We start from the raw sequence: 20656 nt of genomic DNA on the forward strand, positions 1-20656 counted from the left end.
TGGTATGAGCACGTTTTGTATGGGCCAAGCCTATCAATGGCATGATCCTACCAGGGCAACATTTTCTGTAATACACGGCAGATACTGGCAAACTGGTTTGGAGAAACCTTTCGATAGGTTGCCCGCACAGGCAAAGGCTTCGGTTCGCCCTGAATTATGGAATTTAGCTCAAAACGCTGCAGGAGAATACATTTCTTTTACTTCCAATGCTACCCAGATTCATGTCAAGTACAAAGTAAATAAAGGTTATTTGCCATCTAATTCAACATTGATGATGATGAGTGGGGTAGACCTCTATGCGAGGGATAACCATAATAAATGGTATTGAGCTAATGGAAAATCAACATTTGGCGACACTGTAAGCGTACAGTTTGAAAACCTGCTCCATAAAGGAGTTATAGTAGAATATCGGTTATATATGCCGATGTACAGGATAGTTTCAGAATTGCAGATAGGTGTACCTCAACATACTGCTTTTGAATTTGCTAAACCAGATAACTTGCAAAAGCCTATTGTGCTTTATGGTACCTCTATTTTACAGGGAACCAGCGCAAGCCGGCCCGGCCTGGCGTGGAGCAGTATTTTGGGACGAAAGTTTAATAATGAAATAATCAACCTTGGTTTTTCGGGAAATGGCCAATTGGAACCCCCGTTGCTCGATCTGATTAATGAAATTGATGCAAGTGTGTACGTGCTCGATTGTTTGCCAAACTTACACGACATTAAAAAGTTTTCTAATGCTGAAGTGGAAAAACGACTGATTAATGCAGTAAAAACTATTCGTAATGTTCATGCTTCAACGCCAATATTATTAACAGAACATGCTTGTGGTATACCTGGAGTAAATCTGGATAGCGCGTTTTATAACAAATATACCCGGGTTAATGAGGTTTTGCAAAAAACGTTTAAACAGCTTGTTCAATCAGGTTCAAAAAATATTTTTCTGTTAACTGCTAAAGAAATTGCATTTGACACTGAAAGCACTATAGACGGAACGCATCCCACTGATTTAGGCATGATGAAATATGCCCTGGCCTACGAAAAAAAACTAAAGCAAATACTTAAAAATTAAAATTAAATACCATAATACGCATGTTGTTAAGCGTGAGGGATAGCAGCGGAAAGCCCACAGCGAGGCACGAGCGAGGACTTGTAGCGTATAGCCCGACCCCATGCGCAGATTGGGGGCACGCCCAAAATACATGTCTTATCGCTATAGATATTTTGTACCACGCATTAACCACTGAACCAAAAACCAAAACACAAATGAAACCAAAAACTAAATTTTATTTACTGCTATGCCTGTTATTAACAAAAACAGTTGTAATTGCCCAGCAGAAAAACCTTACCTGGGAAGAACTCCGTACAGATTACCAGTTTCCTAAATGGTATACCGAAGCGCGCTTTGGTATTTGGGTGCACTGGGGTGCTCAAACCCAACCTGCCGAAGGTGGAGGTTGGTACGCCAAACACATGTACATGCAAAATGTTGGTAAGGAAACCTGGGGCGAAAAAGCTTATCCTTATCAGCTCAAAACCTATGGACATCCATCCGAAAAAGGTTTTAAAGATGTAATCCACGAATGGAAAGCGGATAAATTAAATACCGACGAACTGCTTAAATATTTCAAAAGCATTGGTGCAAAGTATTTTGTTGCCCTGGCTAACCACCACGACCATTTCGATAATTTTGCCTCCACCTATCAACCCTGGAATTCGGTAAATGTAGGCCCTAAAAAGGACCTTATAGGAATGTTTCAAAAATCGGCAGTAAAGTATGGTATTCCCTTTGGCGTAAGTTCTCATGATGATCGATATCTTGATTGGTGGAAAACTGCTTTTGGTGCCGATACTTCTGGTGCAAAAAAAGGCGTGAAATACGATGGATGGATGACAAAGGCTGATGGAAAAGGGAAATGGTGGGAAGGCCTTGATCCGGCAGATTTATATGGACTACCACCAGAAAAACGTACGCCCGAATGGATTAAAAGCGTTAAAGAAACTTATGTGAAACGTACGGAAGAGCTGGTGACCAAATATAAACCCGATTTACTTTGGTTCGATGGCTATGGTTTCCCGTATGGGGATTATGGCAAAGAGGCGTGTACCTATTATTTTAATAAAAGTTTGCAGGAGCATGGCAAAGTTACCACCATAGTTGCCGGTAAATTTAATAACGAACCCTCAACCGTAAAAGATATAGAGCGGGGTGGTGCGAAAGAAATTTTGCCTTATCCATGGCAGGGAACCTTAACGTTTGGTAGTTGGTTTTACAAAAGTGACGAACCGATAAGGCACAATGCCAGAACGGTAATAGAAACCCTTACTGATATTATCAGTAAAAACGGAAACCTGCTTTTAAATGTTGAATTATTACCAGACGGGCGGATACCAGCCGACCATAAACTTATACTGGATACCATTGGTAAATGGATCAATACAAATGCAGAAGCCATTTATGCCAGTAAACCGTGGAAAATGTACGGCGATAACCTGCATGGTGGCAAACAAGAGAAAAATATAACCAATGCAGATCTGGAAGCTAACAAAAAGCAGGAAAGCCAAGATTTTAATGAGCGCACTAAGGCCAGTAAACCTTATCCAAATAATGAGATCCGTTTTACAAGCAAAGGGAAAAACCTGTATGTTTTTGTTCTGAATCCTGTGAAAGGGAACGTTGAGATCCCTTCATTAGGTTACCAGTCCGATTACAATACAAAAAAAGTAACCAATGTTGAAGCCATGGGGAACAATAAAAAAATAAATTTTAAACAAAGCGGAGATAAATTGATCATTCCAGTTGAGGTAGACAATAACTTTAAGTTTACTAAAGTTTACAAGATAGAAGGATTATTGTAGGAAGGAATAATTTTTATAATTCATCCCTTAGGACAGATTCTTAAGTGGTTGGTTTAAGCAATGCAAAATAAATACTTAAACTATTTAACGGTGGATTATTAATCCACCGTTTATGATACTAAAGAAACCTGTTTCATAGAAATTAACTTTTTAAGTTAATCTGGATCTCGGTTAAGATGGTATTATTCACCACTTATGCATTAAACCGAGGGTGGCAATGCTCTGAAAAATATAGTTCAGTCATTTTAACGTTTTAATCTTTAGCGCCTGATCAACATTTTTTTGTACTCATTTGGAGTAACCCCTTTGGCCATTTTGAAAAATTTATTAAAATTAGGCAGGCAATTAAAACCGCAGATATAAGCCAGCTCGCCGATTTGTTTATCAGTTTCCGCTAATAATTTACAGGCATGGCCTATCCTTACTTCATTAACAAAAGTTACAAAGGTTTTTTGCGTGCGCTGTTTAAAATATCTACAGAAAGCCTGCTTACTCATATTGGTCATATCTGCAGCTTCGCTGAGTAGAATTTCTTTGTCGAAATTGTTAAAAACATACTTCAATATTTTATCCATCCTGTCATTATCTTTTAGCTGAAAATTATTGATATAACCCGGGCTGGTTAACAATTCATAATCTGTAGCATAACAGAGTGTATTTAAGACTTCCAGAAGAGCTATTAAAAGACTAAATTCCTGGGTTACGGATGCCATTTTAATCAATAATGTTTTTACTTTTTTTTTTGTACATGCACCGAACTTCATGCCCCGTTTGGCAAGCTGAAAAAAAGATTTAACCTGCTGTATGTTTTCTGGCTCTCTAAAAAAAAACAAAATCTTTTCGGGATGTATAAAAAGTGAGATCGACCTTGCATGAAGGTCTGTTGATGAAGCACTAAAATAATGTGTGTTATTGTGCCATACATGTGGCAAGTTGGAGCCTACAAAAATCAGTTCTTCGTTATCAAAGCTACCGATGCTGTCGCCAATCATTACCCGCCCCTCGCTTTCTATGTGATATACCAGTTGACATTCCTCGTGAAAATGGAAATCAGTTGAAAAATAAGGCGCATCTATCACTTTTAGCCCATAGATATCGTTTATTTTACCATCCAGTATTTTGGCGAAAATCGGTTTCATAGTAAGAAGATCTTTTGAAATTTGATGTATAAAAATAGCTAAATTATCATTAGTAAAAAGGATTATGGCTAAACTGGTTAATATAGTTTCGGTATTGGCAAATCAAACTCTGGTTATTCGATATTTCTACCTATAAATTAGCTCCCATAACGTTAAACCAAATTATATAATGAATAGTACCGTCAAGAAAAACATATTAACTTTTTGCATTTGCCTATGTACAGTGCTCACCTTTGCGCAGCAGAAGATGGAAAAGGATTTATACCTGCTCCAGTCAAATTTTGTGGATCTGCGTTTTGGTGCCATGATACATTTTAACATGGGAACTTTTACCGATGAAGAGTGGGCCAGTCCCCGGCATGACCCCAAAGAATTTAACCCTACAAAGCTTGATTGTAGCCAATGGGCAAAAGCCTGTAAGGCTGCAGGTATGACCTATGGTATTTTAACCACAAAACATCATGATGGTTTTTGTTTATGGGACTCGAAATATACCGATTACGACATCGGCAATAGTCCATTAAAAAGGGACGTTGTTGCCGAATATGTGAAAGCGTTCCGTAAAGAAGGGCTTAAACCCTGTTTGTACTTTTCTATTTGGGACAGACATAATGGGGTAGAAAACGGAGGGGCAAAACAAGAAGAATTTGTAATGAACCAATTAACCGAACTGCTCAGTAATTATGGAGAAATTCCAATGATTATTTTTGATGGATGGAACTGGAAGATGGGGCATAAATCCATTTCTTATCAGCGTATTTACGATCACATCAAGAAACTTCAGCCCAATTGTTTAGTAAGCGAGCATAACGGAAACAGCCCGCTACAAACCGATCTTGTGTATTACGAGGGCCCTAAAGGTGTGTATCCGCAAGGTAATAATGTTTATCCCTCACAAATGGCCCTAACGCTTACCAATGGCTGGTTCTGGCATACCAATGCCCCAAAAGAAGTAAAGGATATTAATTATACGCTAGATAAATTACAAAGGGTTATTCCACTATACTGCAATTATATGATAAACATTGGCCCTAATAGAGAAGGTCTTTTTGATCGGGAAGCCGTGGAGCACCTGGAAGGAGTTGGAAAAAGATGGAAGAAAGCTGATAGGTTACCATTGCCAAAACAACCGGTTATCCCAAGGGTATACCTCAAATCAACAATTGTATCATCCTCAACAGGAGAAGCATTTATAGAGCCGAAAGGTGCGGCAGGCGACGGATCTCCCATTGCAGATTTGCTTAGCCAGAAAACAGCTTCGGTAATGGCCGATGGTATAAGCGATCTTGTAGGAGACAACGGAGGTTTTGCGGCATTTCAAACCTACTGGAAATTTTCTCCGGATACAGAACGTTACATCGTATTGGATTTAGGATCCGAAGAGAGCATCAGCAAATTCTATTACTTACCTGCACAATTAAAAGGTTATAGCGGTATTGTTACTCAATACGTATTATCGGTCTCAAATGATAACCAAAGCTTTAAAGCCGTTAAAAGTGATTATTGGAGTAAAACCTCTGATCTTAAAATTGCCAGTTTTTCTCCAGTAAAAGCAAGATACATTAAGTTGCAGATTTTGAAATCAATTGATGAAGCTATGATCAGCGAAGTTGGCGCAGGCAACTGATTTTACAAAATATTTAGAACCAAATACATGAAAAGATTAAAGTTTTTATCAACACTAGTCATGCCCTTTTTTGTGTTCACATCATGCAGTCAGCCAGTAAAAAATAATATTTCAGACAATGGAGCAGTTAAAAAAAATAAGGTGGAACGCTACGGTATGGTTACGGGCTTAAAGCCTGAAAAAGTTGCTTATTACAAAAAAATTCACGCAGCAGTTTGGCCTGGGGTGTTGAAAAAAAATACCGAATGTAATATCAGCAACTATTCTGTTTATTTAAAAGAAATTGATGGGAAACCTTATCTGTTTAGTTATTGGGAATATACCGGCGCCAACTTTGCCGCCGACATGAAAAAAATGGCTGCAGATACCACAACACAGCGTTGGTGGAAAGAAACAGCACCTACTCAGTTGGCGCTTCCAGATGCGGCTGCCAAAGGAGAAACCTGGAGCCGTATGGAAGAAGTATTCCATGTGGATTAAAGGTTAATAAATACTTCGACAAAATTTAATTAAACAATAACATGTCTTCAACAAAAATAAAGAGTTATAGCCTATTCTCAGCAAAAAGCAAGCTCAAGAAACCAATTGCCGATGCTACACATACTTTAACAGAAATATCCTTTTTGGTATTAAGACTACAGCTTGAAAATGGTATTGTTGGCGAAAGTTACCTGTTGTCATTTCAATATTCACCCAATGCCATTTTAGGTGCATTAAAGGATGCTTTGCCTGGTATCTTGGGATATGAAGCCAACCAAATGGGAAAAGTTGCCCAAAAATTGGCACATGATACAGAATATTTTGGGAATAACGGCCTAAATAAATGGGCTGCTGGAGCTATAAATATTGCCATGTGGGATGCCTGGTCGCGTACGCTGGATGTCCCGATTTGGAAGATGTTCGGACTTTATAGGGAAAAATGTGCCATTTATGGTAGCGGCGGTTGGCTGTCCTATACCACAGATGAATTAATTGAAGAGGTAAGCAGTTATAAAGCGCGTGGCTTTAAAGCGGTGAAAATAAAGGTTGGTTCTCCAGACTGGCAAACGGACGAAGAACGCCTAAGGTTGGTAAGAGAAGCTGTAGGTAATGAGGTTAATATTATGATGGACGCCAATCAGGGTATGCAGGTTCCGCAAGCCATACAACTGGCCCGTAAAGCTGCCAAACTCAATATTTACTGGTTCGAAGAGCCGATAAACCATCAGAATTTTGATGGTTATCAAAGCCTGAAAGCTCAAACCGGGATCTCTCTTGCCATGGGAGAACGAGAGTATGATACCTTTCCAATGGTAGAGCTTGCCAAAAGAAATGCCATTGATATTTGGCAGCCCGATATCTTGAGGATAGGTGGGGTTGATGCCTGGAGAGATAGTGCTGCCCTGGCTGCCGCATATCAAATCCCTGTTTTACCACACTATTACAAGGATTATGATGTGCCGCTGGTATGTACGATTGCCAATGGCGTAGGCGTAGAAAGTTTTGACTGGATAGATGATCTCATTGATAACCCCACGCAGATAAAAGACGGTTATGCTTATCCACACCAGCAGCCAGGCTGGGGTTTTAGGTTTTTAGATGAACAACTAACGGAAATTAAATGACGATGAACTTAAATATGGGGATAGAAATATTCTCGCTAACAAAAAAAACGGCTTTAATAACGGGTGGGGGAACTGGAATCGGTTTAGGTATTGCAAAGGCGATGATAGCAGCAGGAGCAACCGTAGTGATTACCGGAAGAGATGCAGATAAGCTATTGAAGGCCCAGAAAAAACTTGGAGATAATTGCTTTTATTTTGTATTTGATGTGACCCAAAAAGCAGCTATACCCCATTTTATTAATGAAATTGAAAATGCTGTCGCTCCAATTGATATTTTAGTAAACAATGCAGGTATCCACCTTAAAAAATGGGCACTCGATACCTCAGATGCTGAATTTGAAAACATTATCCAAACAAACCTGCTCAGTGTTTTTGGCCTGAGCAAAGCCTGTGCTAAAAAAATGTCGGAACGCACAGGTGGCACTATCCTTTTCATTGGCTCCATGGCCGGTATTTTTGGGATCGACAGGGTGGCCGCTTACGGTACTTCTAAAGCCGCACTAACCGGTTTGATGCATAGCCTGGTAACTGAATTTTCCACCTACAACATCAGGATAAATACGATTGTTCCCGGCTGGATAGAAAGTCCTATGTTTTTGAATGCTGTTAATTCTGATCCCTTGCGCAAACAGAAAATAACAAGCCGTATTGCCATGGATAGTTTTGGTACGCCCGCAGACATCGGTTATACTGCCGTATTCCTTTCCTCAACGGCAGCCAGGTATATAACTGGTGTAGTTTTACCAGTTGATGGAGGAGCAGCGATTAATTTTTAATAAATAGATTAATACTCAATCATGAAAGCTATTGTATTGCAACAACCGGGAAAATTTGAAACAATTCTCAAACCTATGCCCAACCAACCGGGCAAGGGAGAAGTACTGATGAAGGTCAAAAATATTTCTATCTGTGGCACTGATTTACATGCGTATAGAGGCAAACAACCTTTTTTTTCGTATCCGCGTATCCTTGGGCACGAAATCGCTGCTGAAGTTGTAGCAATTGGTGAGGGTATTACCCATCTCAAACCTGGTGATCTATGTAGTATAGAGCCATATCGCAATGCTATGATAGACCAGGCAGTTAGAAGAGGTAGAGCAACCTGTGGCAGCCAGTTAACCGTTCTCGGTGTTCATGAAGACGGTGCATTGCAAGAATACTTTATTTACGCAGGTGAAAACGTGCACGAGGCAAATGGCCTTACGCCAGATCAGGTTGCAATAGTAGAGCCCTTTGCTATAGGAAGTCATGCTGTTGAACGCGCAGAAGTAACCGCTGAAGATATCGTCTTGGTAGTAGGAATAGGTCCGATCGGCATAGCTGCAATTGCCATGGCAGATTTAAAAGGAGCTAAACTAATTGCCCTTGATTTAAATAAGCATAGGCTCGGCTATATAAAAGAAAATTATCCTGCAGTGCAAACCATTTTGCTCAGCGAGAATGTGATTAATGACATTCAAAATTTACTCGGTAACGACCTTCCTACGGTTGTAATCGACGCCAGTGGGAACAAAAATTCCATGGAAAAGAGTTTTGATTATGCCGCTGCTGGAGGAACAATTGTTTTTGTTGGTTTATTTCAGGGAGACGTTGTCTTTAATGATCCGAATTTTCATCGAAAAGAGTTAAATGTTAAAGCAAGCAGAGCAGCAACATCTGAAGATTTTAGAAAGGTAATTGCAGGGTTTAAAAGTGGTGTAATTAATACTTCTGGTTATATTACCCATCGTATTGCATTTAACGATCTGGTAGATGAATTCGAAAGATTATATCTTCCTGAAGAAAACGTAATCAAGGCAATTATTGATTTTTAAATATGACATGTATTACTTTGGGAACAAAGTAGAAGATATTATTACTAATTGGTACATAGCGCTCCTTTTAGCGCGTACAAACCTAAGCTCCCTATGGGCTCCAATTCGCTAAAGTTCGAAGAATTATCCAATAAAGCTATTGTCTAAAATATAACCGAATGGTCAAAAAATGCACTTTTTTCTATAATCAGGCGTCAGTTTGAAAAATAAACGGGTTGTTGTTTTTTCTGAAATACCCAATGCTCCACTTCGAACCGGTTTGTCAAGTTGCCAGATAGAATGTCTCAAAATTGTTCAGCATAGTTTTCCTTTGGTAACCAAAATTTAACAAAGATTTAGCGTATTTGTAATAAACAAAGTTTAGTTTTGCTAAACAATATTAATTCCTTGTTTAATCCAAATAAGGATAAAACCAACCGTTATTATGAACCCGCAATATTTTTCTATCGATGATAGTTAGTCTTTCTCAAAGTAAACGATCCTGTTGGATCCCCAATATGAAATTTAGAAATACATGATGGTTCATGTGCCGATCGACTGATCAAAGGCAAGTAAATGGAAGTGCGCTAACACCTCCATTTTATTAAAGTGAATCAAATTAATTTATCTGTCAAATGTCATCACATTAATTTCTCCAATATATGGATAACTTTTCCTTACAGCAAAAAAATAATCGCTGGCTAAGGCACCTGCCTTTAAAGCTTCAGCTGCCGTCTATTCTGACAGGCGCCATGTTGATGGCTAGCTTATCTTCGTTCGCCGGCTCCTCAAATAATTTTCCTGACAAACGGGATAATTCAACTGCATTAATCCACAGCTTAACAACTAAAGCTGATGTTATAATAAAAGGAACGGTTAAGGATAAGACAGGTGTACTGCCCGGAGTTTCAGTTTATGTAAAAGGTGCAGCTAAAAAACAGACCATAACCGATAAAAACGGACGGTTCAGTATTGCCGTACCTGAAAAAGCGACGCTGGTTTTTAGTTTTGTTGGCTATTTTACCAAAGAAGTTCAGCTTGGTTCGGATACCGACCTTAATGTTTTAATGGAAGAAGAAGCAACTACCTTAAATGAAACAGTAGTAGTAGGGTACGGCACGCAACGAAAGGTAAATTTAACGGGAGCTGTTGATCAGGTTACTGCAACGCAGTTAAAAAACAGGCCGATTAATAACCTGGGTGCAGGCCTGCAGGGTCTTATTCCCAACCTAAATATTACCGTACCAAGCGGCCGGCCAAATGGGGGCGCCAGCTTTAATATCCGTGGTACAACTTCCATCAATGGCGGTAGTCCTCTGATCCTGGTTGACAACATTCCATTCACCGAAGCTGAACTTGCGAGGATCAATCCAGCCGATGTCGAAAGTGTAAGTGTTCTAAAGGATGCTGCATCTGCGGCCATTTATGGCGGGCGTGCATCATTCGGAGTGGTGCTGATTACAACCAAAACGGCTAAAAACAATGCGTTAACGGTAAATGCAAATGTTTATACTGCATTACGCACGATAGGTAAAATGCCAGAGCTGGTAACAGATCCCTATACGGTAATGGATCTTAAAAATGCAGCCGGGATACCTTTGTATAACCTGTATCCGGAATCGGTAAGGGACTATGCCAAAAAACGTTCGGCAGATCCCTCACTTCCAGAGGTGATCCTGAGTCCGGGGAATACCCAGAACTGGGCTTACTATGGCACTACAAACTGGGTGGATGAAGCTTATTATAATACTGCCCCTACCACATCAGCAAATGTAAGTATTGGCCGCAGTACTGAAAATATCAATTACCTGTTCTCTGGCGAATACTATAGTCAGGATGGAATGTTGAAATATGGAAATGATGTATACAACAGGTATAATTTGAGGAGCAAAGTCGATGTGAAGCTTACCAAATGGTTGAGTTTTGCAAACAATACCATGCTTACCAGCAGCGATTATGACCAGCCCGTATATATGGCCTCGGATGGCGATTTCTTCTGGAATGTGAACCGCCAAAATCCTCTGGATGTTGTGAAAAACCCGGATGGAAGCTGGACTTCTGCAGGAGCAGGAACCTTGGGAAGAATGCAGCAAGGGGGAAGATCGGTAAACCGCATCAATGAATTTCAGACCAGTTTATCACTTAATGCCTCCTTAATTAAAGATATCTGGAGCATTAAAGGGGATGCTACCATTAGAAGAACAGCGGGGAAAACCAACTCTTTCGATATCCCGATTGAGTATAAAACAGGACCGAACAATCCGGTTCAGTATGCCGGTTCTACAACCTCTTACGCACAGAGCAGAAACGATAATACCCGTTATGATGTGATTAATATTTATACCGACGCACATAAACAGATGGGGAACCATTACCTTCAGGGATTGGTGGGGTACAACCAGGAATATAGAAAAGATGACTGGTTTTCTGCAAGACGCAATAATTTAATATCAAATACCTTACCGTCTGTTCAGCTGGCAACAGGCACAATGACAACTAATGAATCGATCGATGATTGGGCATTAAGGGGCTTATTCTACAGGGTAAACTATAATTTTAAAAATAGATATCTGGTAGAGCTTAATGGTAGATATGATGGCTCATCACGTTTTCCACAGAACGATAGGTGGGGCTTTTTTCCTTCGGCATCAGCAGGATGGCTGGTATCTGAAGAATCATTCTTCAAGCCTTTAAAAAATGTGTTTGATGTTTTTAAAATCAGGGCTTCATACGGTTCCCTGGGTAATCAGTACGTTTACGATTCAGCAGGTAACCTGTTGAACTATCCTTACATCCCTACAATGCCAAGTTCTCAGATCGGGCAGTTGCTCGGACCAACCAGACCAACAACTGTGAACGCCCCTGGTGCGGTGGCGTCAAGCTTGACATGGGAAAAGGTCTCTACGGTAAACTTTGGAGTGGATCTCGGCCTGTTTAAAAATAGGTTACAGGTGAATTTTGATAAATACACCCGTTATACAAAAGACATGCTTGTACCAGGGCGTACTTTGCCAGGTGTATTCGGTACAGCAGCACCAAGATTTAATGCGGCCGACCTCAAAACCAAAGGATGGGAACTGCGTTTGGGTTGGAGAGATAGCGGTGACCTTGCCGGTTCCCCGTTCTTTTATAGCGCGGCATTTGTAATTTCAGACAATAAGGCAATTATTACCAAGTACGATAATCCTACGGGCATCTTGACCGATTATTATGAGGGCAAGGAGCTCGGCGAAATATGGGGATTGCAAACCGAAGGGTTTTTTCAGAATGCCCAGGAACTGGCATCACATGCGGATCAGACAGCGGTAGGATCTACGAACCAGAACTATAAGTTTTATGTAGGCGATGTTAAATTTGCCGATATAAATGGTGATAATAAAGTAAATTTTGGCAACAATACACTTGCCAATCATGGCGATCTTCAGCGTGTTGGCAATTCTAGCATCCGTTATCCATACAGCTTTGATTTATCGGGTGGATGGAAAAACTTCGATATCAGGGTGTTTCTGCAGGGGGTAGCCAAACGTGACTGGTATCCGCCAGCTGCGAATATCTATTTTTGGGGCATATACGCACAGCCTTGGACAAATGTTACCGTTCAAAATTTAGATCATTGGACCCCTGAAAATCCAAATGCTTACTTCCCCGCAGTTAGGGCGTACACTGCCGAAAGGGCCAATCAGGTATTGGGTATCCCTAACGAACGTTATATGCAGGATGCAAGTTACCTACGTGTAAAGAACATAACCCTGGGCTATAGTCTTCCTAAAAACTTGTTGAAAAAGATACGCCTGAGTAATGTACACTTTTATGTGAGCGGCGAAAACCTTTTCGAAATATCACACCTCAAGGTAAAACTTGATCCTGAAGGGCTGAACGGAAATATCTATCCATTTCAGCGGACTTATTCTTTTGGTTTAAATGTTGGCTTATAATTATATCATCATGCGAAATATAAAGTATGTTTTATTTCTTCTTACTGTCTTTGTACTTGGATGTAAGAAAGAATTTTTAAATCGCCTGCCACAAACAGGTGTAACAGAGGAGAATTTCTTTAGGACCCCAGCTGACCTTGAAACCTATACCAACGGTTTTTATGGAATGGTACCGGCAGTTTACGAAGATATCTTTTCAGATAATCTTTCAGCTTACACAGGGTCATCAACGGTTGATAATATGCTCCGTGGAGGGGTAACGCCGGCAAATGTTTCGGGCTGGGATGCCTGGGGGAATATCAGAAGGATCAATTTTATGATGGACCACCTTGACCAGACTATCGGAGATGCCGCTTCAATTAAACATTTCGTAGGCATAGCCCGGTTTTTCAGGGCTTATGTTTACTACCAGGAAGTAAAAAAGTATGGCGATTTACCTTGGTACAATCACGTTATCGCTACCGAAAATCAGGCAGCCTTGACTAAACCAAAGGATCCGCGTACCTTGGTAGTAGATTCTGTAATGGCTGATCTGGAGTATGCTGCTGCCAATATCAAATCTGATGCTGCTACGAATACACTTAATTCAAGAATAACCAGATGGGCCGCGCTTACATTATTGGCAAGGGTTGCCCAGCATGAGGGCACTTTCCGTAAATACCATGACGAACTTGGTTTACAAAGTACAGCAAGCAGGTTTTTGGAAAGGGCAGTGAGCGCATCTCAAACAGTTATGGATAACAGCGGGCTGAGGATTTACAGTACCGGCAATCCTTCTGTTGATTTTAGGACTTTGTTCTGCAGCAGCAGTCTGGCTTCGAATCCTGAGGTGATATTTTTGAACAGAGGCGATAAAAACGAAGGTGTTGCCAATAATTCACACACTGTATTCGATTATCAATGGGCATTAAGCGGAAGTTTGGCAAACGATTTCCTGATGAAAGATGGAACACGTTTTACAGATGTACCTAATTACAGCACCAAAACACTGACCGAAATTTTTACCAACAGAGATCCACGTATGGGGGAAACCATTATGCCCCCGGGATTTTCAACAAACCCTGCATTGCCACAGCCTTATGTGATCCGGCCAAGTTTTGGTGGGTACCTTCAGGTAAAATATTACCCGAGAGACCCGGCACAGCGTGGAGGTTTTGCCTTAAATTATACTGACTTGCCGATTATGCGCTATGCAGAAGTATTGTTGATCAATGCAGAATCGAAGGCCGAGCTGGGTACCATTACCCAGGCAGACCTTGATAAGACTGTAGGTCTGTTAAGAACAAGAGCGGGATTGCCAGCCCTAAATATGGCTGTTGCAAATACAAGCATCGATCCTGTTCAGGAAGCAAAATATCCAAACATTACCGGTGCAAATAAAGGTTTATTATTGGAGATCAGACGTGAGCGCAGAACCGAGCTGGCCTGCGAGGGTTTTAGATATGACGATTTAATGCGATGGAAAGCAGGGACGCTTTTAGCCCAGGACCCAAAAGGTATGTATGTACCTGCACTGGGAGCACTTGATGTTACAGGAGACGGTATCAATGATATTGCAATTTTGGAAAATCCAAGTTCACTTGGCCCGATTTCATCACTTCCAGCCGCAGAGCAGGCAAGACTGGTTAAATATTTTATCAGTGACGGTACATTTTACCTTTCAAACGGAAGTTCTGGTAATATTATGTTTACCAAGGACAAGACGCAGAAAAGGGAATTTATTGCGCCAAAATATTATTATTTCCCAATTCCACTTCAGCAAACGGTACTCAATCCGAACCTCAAACAGTCTCCGGGCTGGTAACAGATAACTTAAATGCACGAAGGTCAGATCAGATCTCGTGCATTTTTCATTTTACAGAAGATTTTATGATACAAAAATTGCTTTTGCTGTTCTTGTTAGCCTTTTCGGTTAATGTTTATGGCCAGTATAACGGAAATGTGTTTGTAGATGCCAACCAGAATGGGAAGCCTGATGCGGGGGAGGAAAGACTTTCGAATATTAATGTCTCGGATGGATTAAATGTCGTGCAGACGAATTCTGAAGGTAGCTTCTCTCTTCCTGGATTTGCAAAAACCAGATTTATTTTTATTACTGCTCCTGCAGGTTATACACCCGTTAAATCACATTATCTAAAAGCAATAGGGCAGGACTCTATCTATAATTTTGGCTTGAAAAGGGATTCTACAACTTCAGGTAAACAGGTTCGGATGTTGCATATATCAGATACCGAAACAGATGTGTACGGAGACTGGATCGCTAATACCCGGAACTTTGCAAGAGAACATCATGCTTCCTTTGTGGTGCATACCGGGGATATATGTTATGAAAAAGGAATGAACTTTCATGCCGCACAGGTAAATGCACAACGGATTCAGAAACCAGTTCACTATGCGATGGGAAACCACGATCTGGTAAAAGGGCCATATGGCGAGTCGATGTTTGAATCATTGTTTGGACCGCCCTATTATTCATTTGATGCAGGCCCGGCACACTTCATTATCACACCAATGGCTTATGGAGATTTTAAACCTGATTACACGCTCGATCAGTTGATCGTGTGGCTTAGGAATGATCTGAAAGCAACTGGTAAGCGTAAGCCGATCATTATGTTCAATCATAATCTACCGTTTCAGAATGGGAGTTTTATGCTTAAAGGGATTAATGATAGTATCGCCTTGGACCAAAACGGGCTGAAGGCCTGGATTTATGGTCACTGGCACAGTAACTTTGTACAGAAAGACCAAAAAACAGGAATATATACAGTCTGCACCGGTCCGCTCAATAAAGGCGGTATTGATAACTCTGCCGGCCAGTTCCTTTCTATTGATTTTGATGAAAATGGAATCAAAAAAATAGAACCCCGTTATGCCAATCTAAAAGAACATCTGGCCATTGTTGAACCATTTGCAGGTAATATGGACCTTGTTAATAATGGAATTCTTAAGATAAGTGCCAAGGTATATGATAGCGAATGGACTGTAAGAAGTGTTTTAGCGACTATTTTTACACGCTCGGGGATTCGTCTTGCCTCACAGCAACTTACTTTAAAGGGAGATTGGGACTGGCGTGGAAGTATTGCTGGAGTGGCGAACTGGAAAGGAAAAGAATTTACGATATATGTTGAGGCAGAATATGCCAATGGAGCGCATACCATAAAACACCAGGACTTTTTTCTGAACAATCACCCAACTGAAAAAGCATTAAAGCTAAATTGGAGTACCAATATTGGGGCAGGGGTTTGGAAAGCAGCACCACTTGTAATAGGACAGCAGCTTTTTGTAGGCACAATAGATGATGGTGGAAACGGGCGTTGTGGTGTAACCTCACTAGATACCAGAACAGGAAAGGTACTGTGGAAGTATCAGACCAAGAATTCGGTTAAAAACCGTCTTTGTTTTGAAAATGGTATGCTGCTGGTTACTGATATGGAAGGAATGGTATATGCTTTGAATGCCAAAGATGGAAAACTCATCTGGACGAAAAGCCTTGGTATGACCTATCTGCCAGGTAACCTCATCGGTAGTATTGCACACCAGGGCATTTATTATACTGGATTCGGAAAATACCTACAGGCTATCCGCATAAGCAATGGAGAATTACTTTGGAAAAACACGGCCTGGACATCGGGTATGGGAACACCAGCGCAAATGGCAATTGAAGGGAATACTCTTTTGGTTGGAAGTAACTGGAATGCACTTTTTGCCCATGATATTAAAACGGGGAAATTGTTGTGGAAGCGGGACGACGAAGGTTTACGCTTCAGGAGTAGCAGCCCTGCTTTTAAGGATGGGCTGATTTACATTACAGGTTACAACGGCCTTTTTGTATTAGATCCGAAAGATGGCAAAACAGTAAAGAAAATAATTTCCCCTTTTGATTTTAAGGTGATGGCCCAGCCTTTGGTAACCGATCATCTAGTGATCCTCCCAACTGCTGCCAATGGTGTAATTGCTTACGATAAAAATACTTTACAGCAGGTTTGGCACCAACCTACAGGAGAAGCATTGATTTATTCTTCTCCTTATTACAGTCCAGATCGTTTAACACCAATCCAAACCGTTGAACCTTCTTTGGTTGGAAATGATAAACGGGTGTTTTATGGCGCATCGGATGGGTATTTCTATTCTGTTGACGGAACTACGGGACATATTTTTTCCAAGATTAATTTAGGTACGCCGATTTACGCAGAAAGTACAATTTCCGAAGGTAAAGCCTTTGTTGCAGGTTTTGACGGAAGCATTTATTGTTTTGCTGTTTCGGGCAAATAGCTAAACCTTACTGTTATCTCCTATCCTGGAAAAGCAGAATTTTCTTGAAAGTTATGAGTGAAAGAATTTAACAAATAAAATCAAATATTATTTTCTATAAACTAAATCAATCTGAAAAATGAAAACTAAATTTCAGTTAAGCGTTTCGGCTTCACTAGTAGCCATGACCATGCTCTTTTTTATTTCCTGTAAAAAGCAGGTGCCTGAAGGAGAAATTGGATCAACCTCATTCAAAACCAAATCCAGATCAGTAGTACCCACTGCAGCAATGCAGAACAAATTTAGGGTATTTGGATATTTTTACCGTTCAGACAAAGATTTTTCAAACTATATGGACTCATTGGACCTGAACCAGTTCACCGATGTAGCCTTGTCTTTTGTAAACCCCAATAATCAGGGCGATTTTACCGTTGGTAGCAACATTAGTGATGCTGTAGTAAAAGGACATAATGCAAACGTCCGCATGTACTTTTCTTTTGGAGGAGGAGGTAGTGCCTTATATTTTGATACACTACTTTATGCGCAGAACCGCACAAAATTTGTCTCAAATATCAGAAAAGTTGCTACAGACCATAATTTTGATGGTGTTGATGTAGATCTGGAAGGAGAACGGGTTACTTCTAATTACAATGCTTTTGTAATGCAACTGGCCGATACACTACATAAATATTCAAAGAAGCTTTCTATATCAATTTCTACCTGGAAAGGGGCGGTTGTCTCTGATGCTGCTTATGCAAAAATAGATTACATTAATTCTCAATCTTATGGTGGGCCAGCAGAAGGCGGTGCCGGAACCAGGGCACCATTCAGTGATTTTGTTAATGATTTTGGATATTTTAAGAATACCAGAGGAATACCGGCTTCGAAATTTAACGGTGGGGTGCCTTTTTACGGGGATAATTTTACGAGCGGGGCAAGTTCAGGCACAATTTCATACAAATCGATCATCGCCCAGTTTCCTTATGCCTATAGTTTAAACTATAAATATCTGGATCCATATAAGGTAACTTACTTTGACGGACATCCTCGCATGAGACAAAAAGTCGAATACGCATTGCAACAGAATATGGGTGGGATTATGATATGGCAGATTTTATTTGATACAAAAGATAACAGTTCGTTGGCAAGATTAATCAACGAGACAGCAGCAAATAATAGTGGTTTCAACCCTTCTACAAATTATTATTTACTGAATAGAACTAGCAGTAAGCTCATGGAAGTAGCTAATGCATCTCTTTTGGATGGTGCGAATATACAGCAAGGTCCAAATTCAATTACAGATGCCCGTTTATGGAAAATCAATACATTAGGTAACCTGATGTATGGTTTCACAAATGTGAATAGCCAAAAAGTGATGGATGTTGCTGCAGCCTCGACAGCCGACGGAGCAAATATTCTTCAATCGACACCAGTCAGTACAGATAGCCAAAAGTTTAAATTAATACCCAATACTTTAGGTTATTACACCATTACAAATGTGAATAGTAATAAGGTCGTAGAAGTTGTGGGATCATCTACAGCAGACGGTGCTAATATTGCCCAAAAAATAGTTAATGGAGGTAATAATCAACAATGGATTTTAAGACAGATTCAATGAGTTTATGCTTTTGTAAAATGATAAAACTAAATAGCGGTCTCTAGTTGATAGCTATTTTCTTTCGAATCGTGCTATTACCTTTAACTTGAATTTAGAGAGTTATCGACGCTGTTAAACCACGGTGGGGGGCTATAACGTGTTTATATGATACATTATATTTTCAATAACAAGATCTGTAATCCAAATTCATATTCGTTTCGATCGTGCCTGAAAGCCAAAAGAAAGAGGGTGTATTATAAAAAGGATTTTAGCCCAGATGATGTCATGTTGAGCCTGTCGAAACACCTTAAAGAGTATTTAAACAGGTCCTTCGACAGGCTCAGGATGACAAATCTATATTTATGATAAAACCTCTTTTTTTGCCGGATTATTATAAGGGCAGGAAACTGAGTGGGGGTTCCGCTAAAAGTGACGAAGAACCACTTTTAGCGGAACCCCCACAGTGTGTTTAAGGGAAGTGCGGTATCTTTGAGCTGTGCCTTTGGTATACTCGGTCCCTACCAGAACTTCCATCTTACGGTTATGCTCCGTGAAGACCTCGATCAATGTAGTCTGTTTCTCTTCTTTTCCCTGGAACCTGTCGCATATGGCTTCCGCAGTAATCAGTTTGTCGCATAGGGTAAGCTGACGGTGCGCTTCATAGACCTTCATCTGTAGGTCCGTTAGGTAGGCGTTCAAGGACCTTGCATCCTCCTTTTTCCCATTGATCCGACCGGTGGCAACAATCCATTTCTCCGGTTCACAGGATCTTCCTGTCGTGATTTCGGATCTTTTACCATCAACAGTAATCCTCATGTAGATTGCTACAGGGCCGTTTTGATAATTTTTTGACTTCTTCAAATAGAAGAGCAAGCTGAAATTGGTTTTCATAATGTCTTACATTAATGGTTAACAAATTTAGCTTTGCAGTATTCAAAAGTCAAGATGTTCATTTTATGAACATATTGATGGTCAGTGTTTTATAACTAATTCGGTGAGTCATTTCAATTTTTCGTTTTACTCACCGAATCACTCACCAGAACTATGTGAATTCATGCATGTTTTGTGTAGTGCCGGAAACGAAAAAAGCCTGCTATCATACGATTTGCAGGCTTTTGTTGGTTTTTGAAACCATTTTGGCGGAGAGTGGGGGATTCGAACCCGCGGACCCTTTAACAAGTCAACAGTTTTCAAGACTGCCGCAATCGACCACTCTGCCAACTCTCCGCCGCAAAAGTACAAACTTGAAGCAAATCTGCAAATGATTTCCAATTAAATTTTTTAAAAAAGTTTCTAAGCCTTGCTAATCATTTAGTTAGCGGGAGAAAAAAAATAAAAAAAAGCGGATAAGTAGCTCAAATGGGCTATTTATCCGCTAATTGATCCATATATATTTAAGCTAAACCACCTGTTTGGGATAAACTTTGTCTCTGTCTACAGATAATATTCCGTTTCCTTCGATGGCAAAACAGATTAAACCTACCAGTACTGAAACCGAAAACCAAAATTCCGAGTAGGGTTTAAAAATACCTCCAGACATATTGATGAAGAATACAGCACCAATGAGTATCGGTAAATTAACCAAACAGAATATGCGGGTATGTGTACCTAATGTAATGGCAAGACCTCCGATAACGTGCAACATAATAATAAGGTGTGCCAATAAACTGATGCTTACCGCGGTGCCTAAAAATGCACCTCTCATTAAATTGCTAAAGGCTTGCATATTGATATAAAAATCAATGCCCTTCCAAATTAAAACAAGGCCCAATAAGATTCTAAAATAGTCTAACCATTTTGGGTGATGGTGATCGCCCCAGTTTTCGATTTTCTTTAGCATGTTCATAACTT

The 20656-nt window shown here is 40.3% G+C and carries 15 protein-coding genes and 1 tRNA gene; 12 read left to right on the top strand and 4 right to left on the bottom strand.

The window, feature by feature from the left end; genetic code table 11:
• Nucleotides 1-4: 4 nt before the first annotated feature.
• The 3 genes from R2S57_RS04015 to R2S57_RS04025 all read left to right on the top strand — a co-directional run bounded on the left by R2S57_RS04015 (nucleotide 5) and on the right by R2S57_RS04025 (nucleotide 2859).
• A complete protein-coding gene (locus R2S57_RS04015; protein WP_316843821.1) occupies nucleotides 5-328 on the top strand; it encodes an SGNH/GDSL hydrolase N-terminal domain-containing protein in 324 nt (107 codons plus the stop codon).
• Nucleotides 329-424: 96 nt separating this feature from the next.
• Nucleotides 425-1072 carry an SGNH/GDSL hydrolase family protein gene (locus tag R2S57_RS04020; RefSeq protein WP_316843822.1) on the top strand — a complete coding sequence of 216 codons (648 nt, stop codon included), beginning with the start codon at nucleotides 425-427 and terminating at the stop codon, nucleotides 1070-1072.
• A gap of 194 nt (nucleotides 1073-1266) precedes the next feature.
• A complete protein-coding gene (locus R2S57_RS04025) occupies nucleotides 1267-2859 on the top strand; it encodes an alpha-L-fucosidase (RefSeq protein WP_316843823.1) in 1593 nt (530 codons plus the stop codon).
• 260 nt (nucleotides 2860-3119) lie between these two features.
• Here R2S57_RS04025 and R2S57_RS04030 read toward each other — a convergent pair whose 3' ends face one another.
• The gene (locus tag R2S57_RS04030) at nucleotides 3120-3998 is read right to left on the bottom strand and encodes an AraC family transcriptional regulator (RefSeq protein ID WP_316843824.1); all 879 of its coding nucleotides are present in this window, start codon (nucleotides 3996-3998) and stop codon (nucleotides 3120-3122) included.
• Between the two features lie 169 nt (nucleotides 3999-4167).
• On the opposite strand from R2S57_RS04030, the gene R2S57_RS04035 reads away from it, so the two are divergent.
• The 9 genes from R2S57_RS04035 (at nucleotide 4168) to R2S57_RS04075 (ending at nucleotide 18826) form a co-directional block, all read left to right on the top strand.
• Nucleotides 4168-5625 carry an alpha-L-fucosidase gene (locus R2S57_RS04035; protein ID WP_316843825.1) on the top strand — a complete coding sequence of 486 codons (1458 nt, stop codon included), beginning with the start codon at nucleotides 4168-4170 and terminating at the stop codon, nucleotides 5623-5625.
• Between the two features lie 27 nt (nucleotides 5626-5652).
• Nucleotides 5653-6105: an L-rhamnose mutarotase gene (locus tag R2S57_RS04040; protein ID WP_316843826.1), complete on the top strand. Its 453-nt coding sequence runs from the start codon at nucleotides 5653-5655 to the stop codon at nucleotides 6103-6105.
• Nucleotides 6106-6146: 41 nt separating this feature from the next.
• Nucleotides 6147-7229 carry a mandelate racemase/muconate lactonizing enzyme family protein gene (locus R2S57_RS04045; RefSeq protein ID WP_316843827.1) on the top strand — a complete coding sequence of 361 codons (1083 nt, stop codon included), beginning with the start codon at nucleotides 6147-6149 and terminating at the stop codon, nucleotides 7227-7229.
• A complete protein-coding gene (locus tag R2S57_RS04050) occupies nucleotides 7226-8005 on the top strand; it encodes an SDR family oxidoreductase (RefSeq protein WP_316843828.1) in 780 nt (259 codons plus the stop codon). The genes R2S57_RS04045 and R2S57_RS04050 overlap by 4 nt, the downstream gene beginning before the upstream one ends.
• 21 nt (nucleotides 8006-8026) lie before the next feature.
• On the top strand, nucleotides 8027-9043 hold the full coding sequence (locus R2S57_RS04055; protein ID WP_316843829.1) for a zinc-binding alcohol dehydrogenase family protein: 1017 nt from the start codon (nucleotides 8027-8029) through the stop codon (nucleotides 9041-9043).
• Between the two features lie 641 nt (nucleotides 9044-9684).
• The gene (locus tag R2S57_RS04060) at nucleotides 9685-12957 is read left to right on the top strand and encodes a TonB-dependent receptor (RefSeq protein WP_316843830.1); all 3273 of its coding nucleotides are present in this window, start codon (nucleotides 9685-9687) and stop codon (nucleotides 12955-12957) included.
• A gap of 10 nt (nucleotides 12958-12967) precedes the next feature.
• Nucleotides 12968-14761: a RagB/SusD family nutrient uptake outer membrane protein gene (locus R2S57_RS04065; RefSeq protein ID WP_316843831.1), complete on the top strand. Its 1794-nt coding sequence runs from the start codon at nucleotides 12968-12970 to the stop codon at nucleotides 14759-14761.
• Nucleotides 14762-14826: 65 nt separating this feature from the next.
• Nucleotides 14827-17229 carry a PQQ-binding-like beta-propeller repeat protein gene (locus tag R2S57_RS04070; RefSeq protein ID WP_316843832.1) on the top strand — a complete coding sequence of 801 codons (2403 nt, stop codon included), beginning with the start codon at nucleotides 14827-14829 and terminating at the stop codon, nucleotides 17227-17229.
• A 118-nt stretch (nucleotides 17230-17347) separates the two neighbouring features.
• Complete coding sequence (locus R2S57_RS04075; RefSeq protein WP_316843833.1) at nucleotides 17348-18826, top strand: glycosyl hydrolase family 18 protein; 1479 nt, start codon at nucleotides 17348-17350, stop codon at nucleotides 18824-18826.
• A gap of 402 nt (nucleotides 18827-19228) precedes the next feature.
• On the opposite strand, the gene R2S57_RS04080 is transcribed toward R2S57_RS04075, so the two are convergent.
• The 3 genes from R2S57_RS04080 to R2S57_RS04090 all read right to left on the bottom strand — a co-directional run bounded on the left by R2S57_RS04080 (nucleotide 19229) and on the right by R2S57_RS04090 (nucleotide 20651).
• A complete protein-coding gene (locus tag R2S57_RS04080) occupies nucleotides 19229-19696 on the bottom strand; it encodes an Arm DNA-binding domain-containing protein (protein WP_316843834.1) in 468 nt (155 codons plus the stop codon).
• Nucleotides 19697-19942: 246 nt separating this feature from the next.
• Nucleotides 19943-20032: transfer RNA gene (locus tag R2S57_RS04085), tRNA-Ser, on the bottom strand.
• Between the two features lie 172 nt (nucleotides 20033-20204).
• Nucleotides 20205-20651: a DoxX family protein gene (locus tag R2S57_RS04090; protein WP_316843835.1), complete on the bottom strand. Its 447-nt coding sequence runs from the start codon at nucleotides 20649-20651 to the stop codon at nucleotides 20205-20207.
• Between the last annotated feature and the right edge of the window lie 5 nt (nucleotides 20652-20656).

The sequence above is a fragment of the Pedobacter psychrodurus genome (genome assembly GCF_032678585.1).
Lineage (GTDB): Bacteria > Bacteroidota > Bacteroidia > Sphingobacteriales > Sphingobacteriaceae > Pedobacter > Pedobacter psychrodurus_A.

Bases quoted from the DNA above. Each gene is read 5' to 3' on its own strand.
- R2S57_RS04050 (WP_316843828.1), top strand. From the start codon at position 7,226: ATGACGATGAACTTAAATATGGGGATAGAAATATTCTCGCTAACAAAA.
- R2S57_RS04025 (WP_316843823.1), top strand. From the start codon at position 1,267: ATGAAACCAAAAACTAAATTTTATTTACTGCTATGCCTGTTATTAACA.
- R2S57_RS04030 (WP_316843824.1), bottom strand. From the start codon at position 3,998: ATGAAACCGATTTTCGCCAAAATACTGGATGGTAAAATAAACGATATC.
- R2S57_RS04045 (WP_316843827.1), top strand. From the start codon at position 6,147: ATGTCTTCAACAAAAATAAAGAGTTATAGCCTATTCTCAGCAAAAAGC.
- R2S57_RS04035 (WP_316843825.1), top strand. From the start codon at position 4,168: ATGAATAGTACCGTCAAGAAAAACATATTAACTTTTTGCATTTGCCTA.
- R2S57_RS04075 (WP_316843833.1), top strand. From the start codon at position 17,348: ATGAAAACTAAATTTCAGTTAAGCGTTTCGGCTTCACTAGTAGCCATG.
- R2S57_RS04065 (WP_316843831.1), top strand. From the start codon at position 12,968: ATGCGAAATATAAAGTATGTTTTATTTCTTCTTACTGTCTTTGTACTT.
- R2S57_RS04020 (WP_316843822.1), top strand. From the start codon at position 425: ATGTACAGGATAGTTTCAGAATTGCAGATAGGTGTACCTCAACATACT.
- R2S57_RS04055 (WP_316843829.1), top strand. From the start codon at position 8,027: ATGAAAGCTATTGTATTGCAACAACCGGGAAAATTTGAAACAATTCTC.
- R2S57_RS04070 (WP_316843832.1), top strand. From the start codon at position 14,827: ATGATACAAAAATTGCTTTTGCTGTTCTTGTTAGCCTTTTCGGTTAAT.
- R2S57_RS04040 (WP_316843826.1), top strand. From the start codon at position 5,653: ATGAAAAGATTAAAGTTTTTATCAACACTAGTCATGCCCTTTTTTGTG.
- R2S57_RS04060 (WP_316843830.1), top strand. From the start codon at position 9,685: ATGGATAACTTTTCCTTACAGCAAAAAAATAATCGCTGGCTAAGGCAC.
- R2S57_RS04015 (WP_316843821.1), top strand. From the start codon at position 5: ATGAGCACGTTTTGTATGGGCCAAGCCTATCAATGGCATGATCCTACC.
- R2S57_RS04090 (WP_316843835.1), bottom strand. From the start codon at position 20,651: ATGAACATGCTAAAGAAAATCGAAAACTGGGGCGATCACCATCACCCA.
- R2S57_RS04080 (WP_316843834.1), bottom strand. From the start codon at position 19,696: ATGAAAACCAATTTCAGCTTGCTCTTCTATTTGAAGAAGTCAAAAAAT.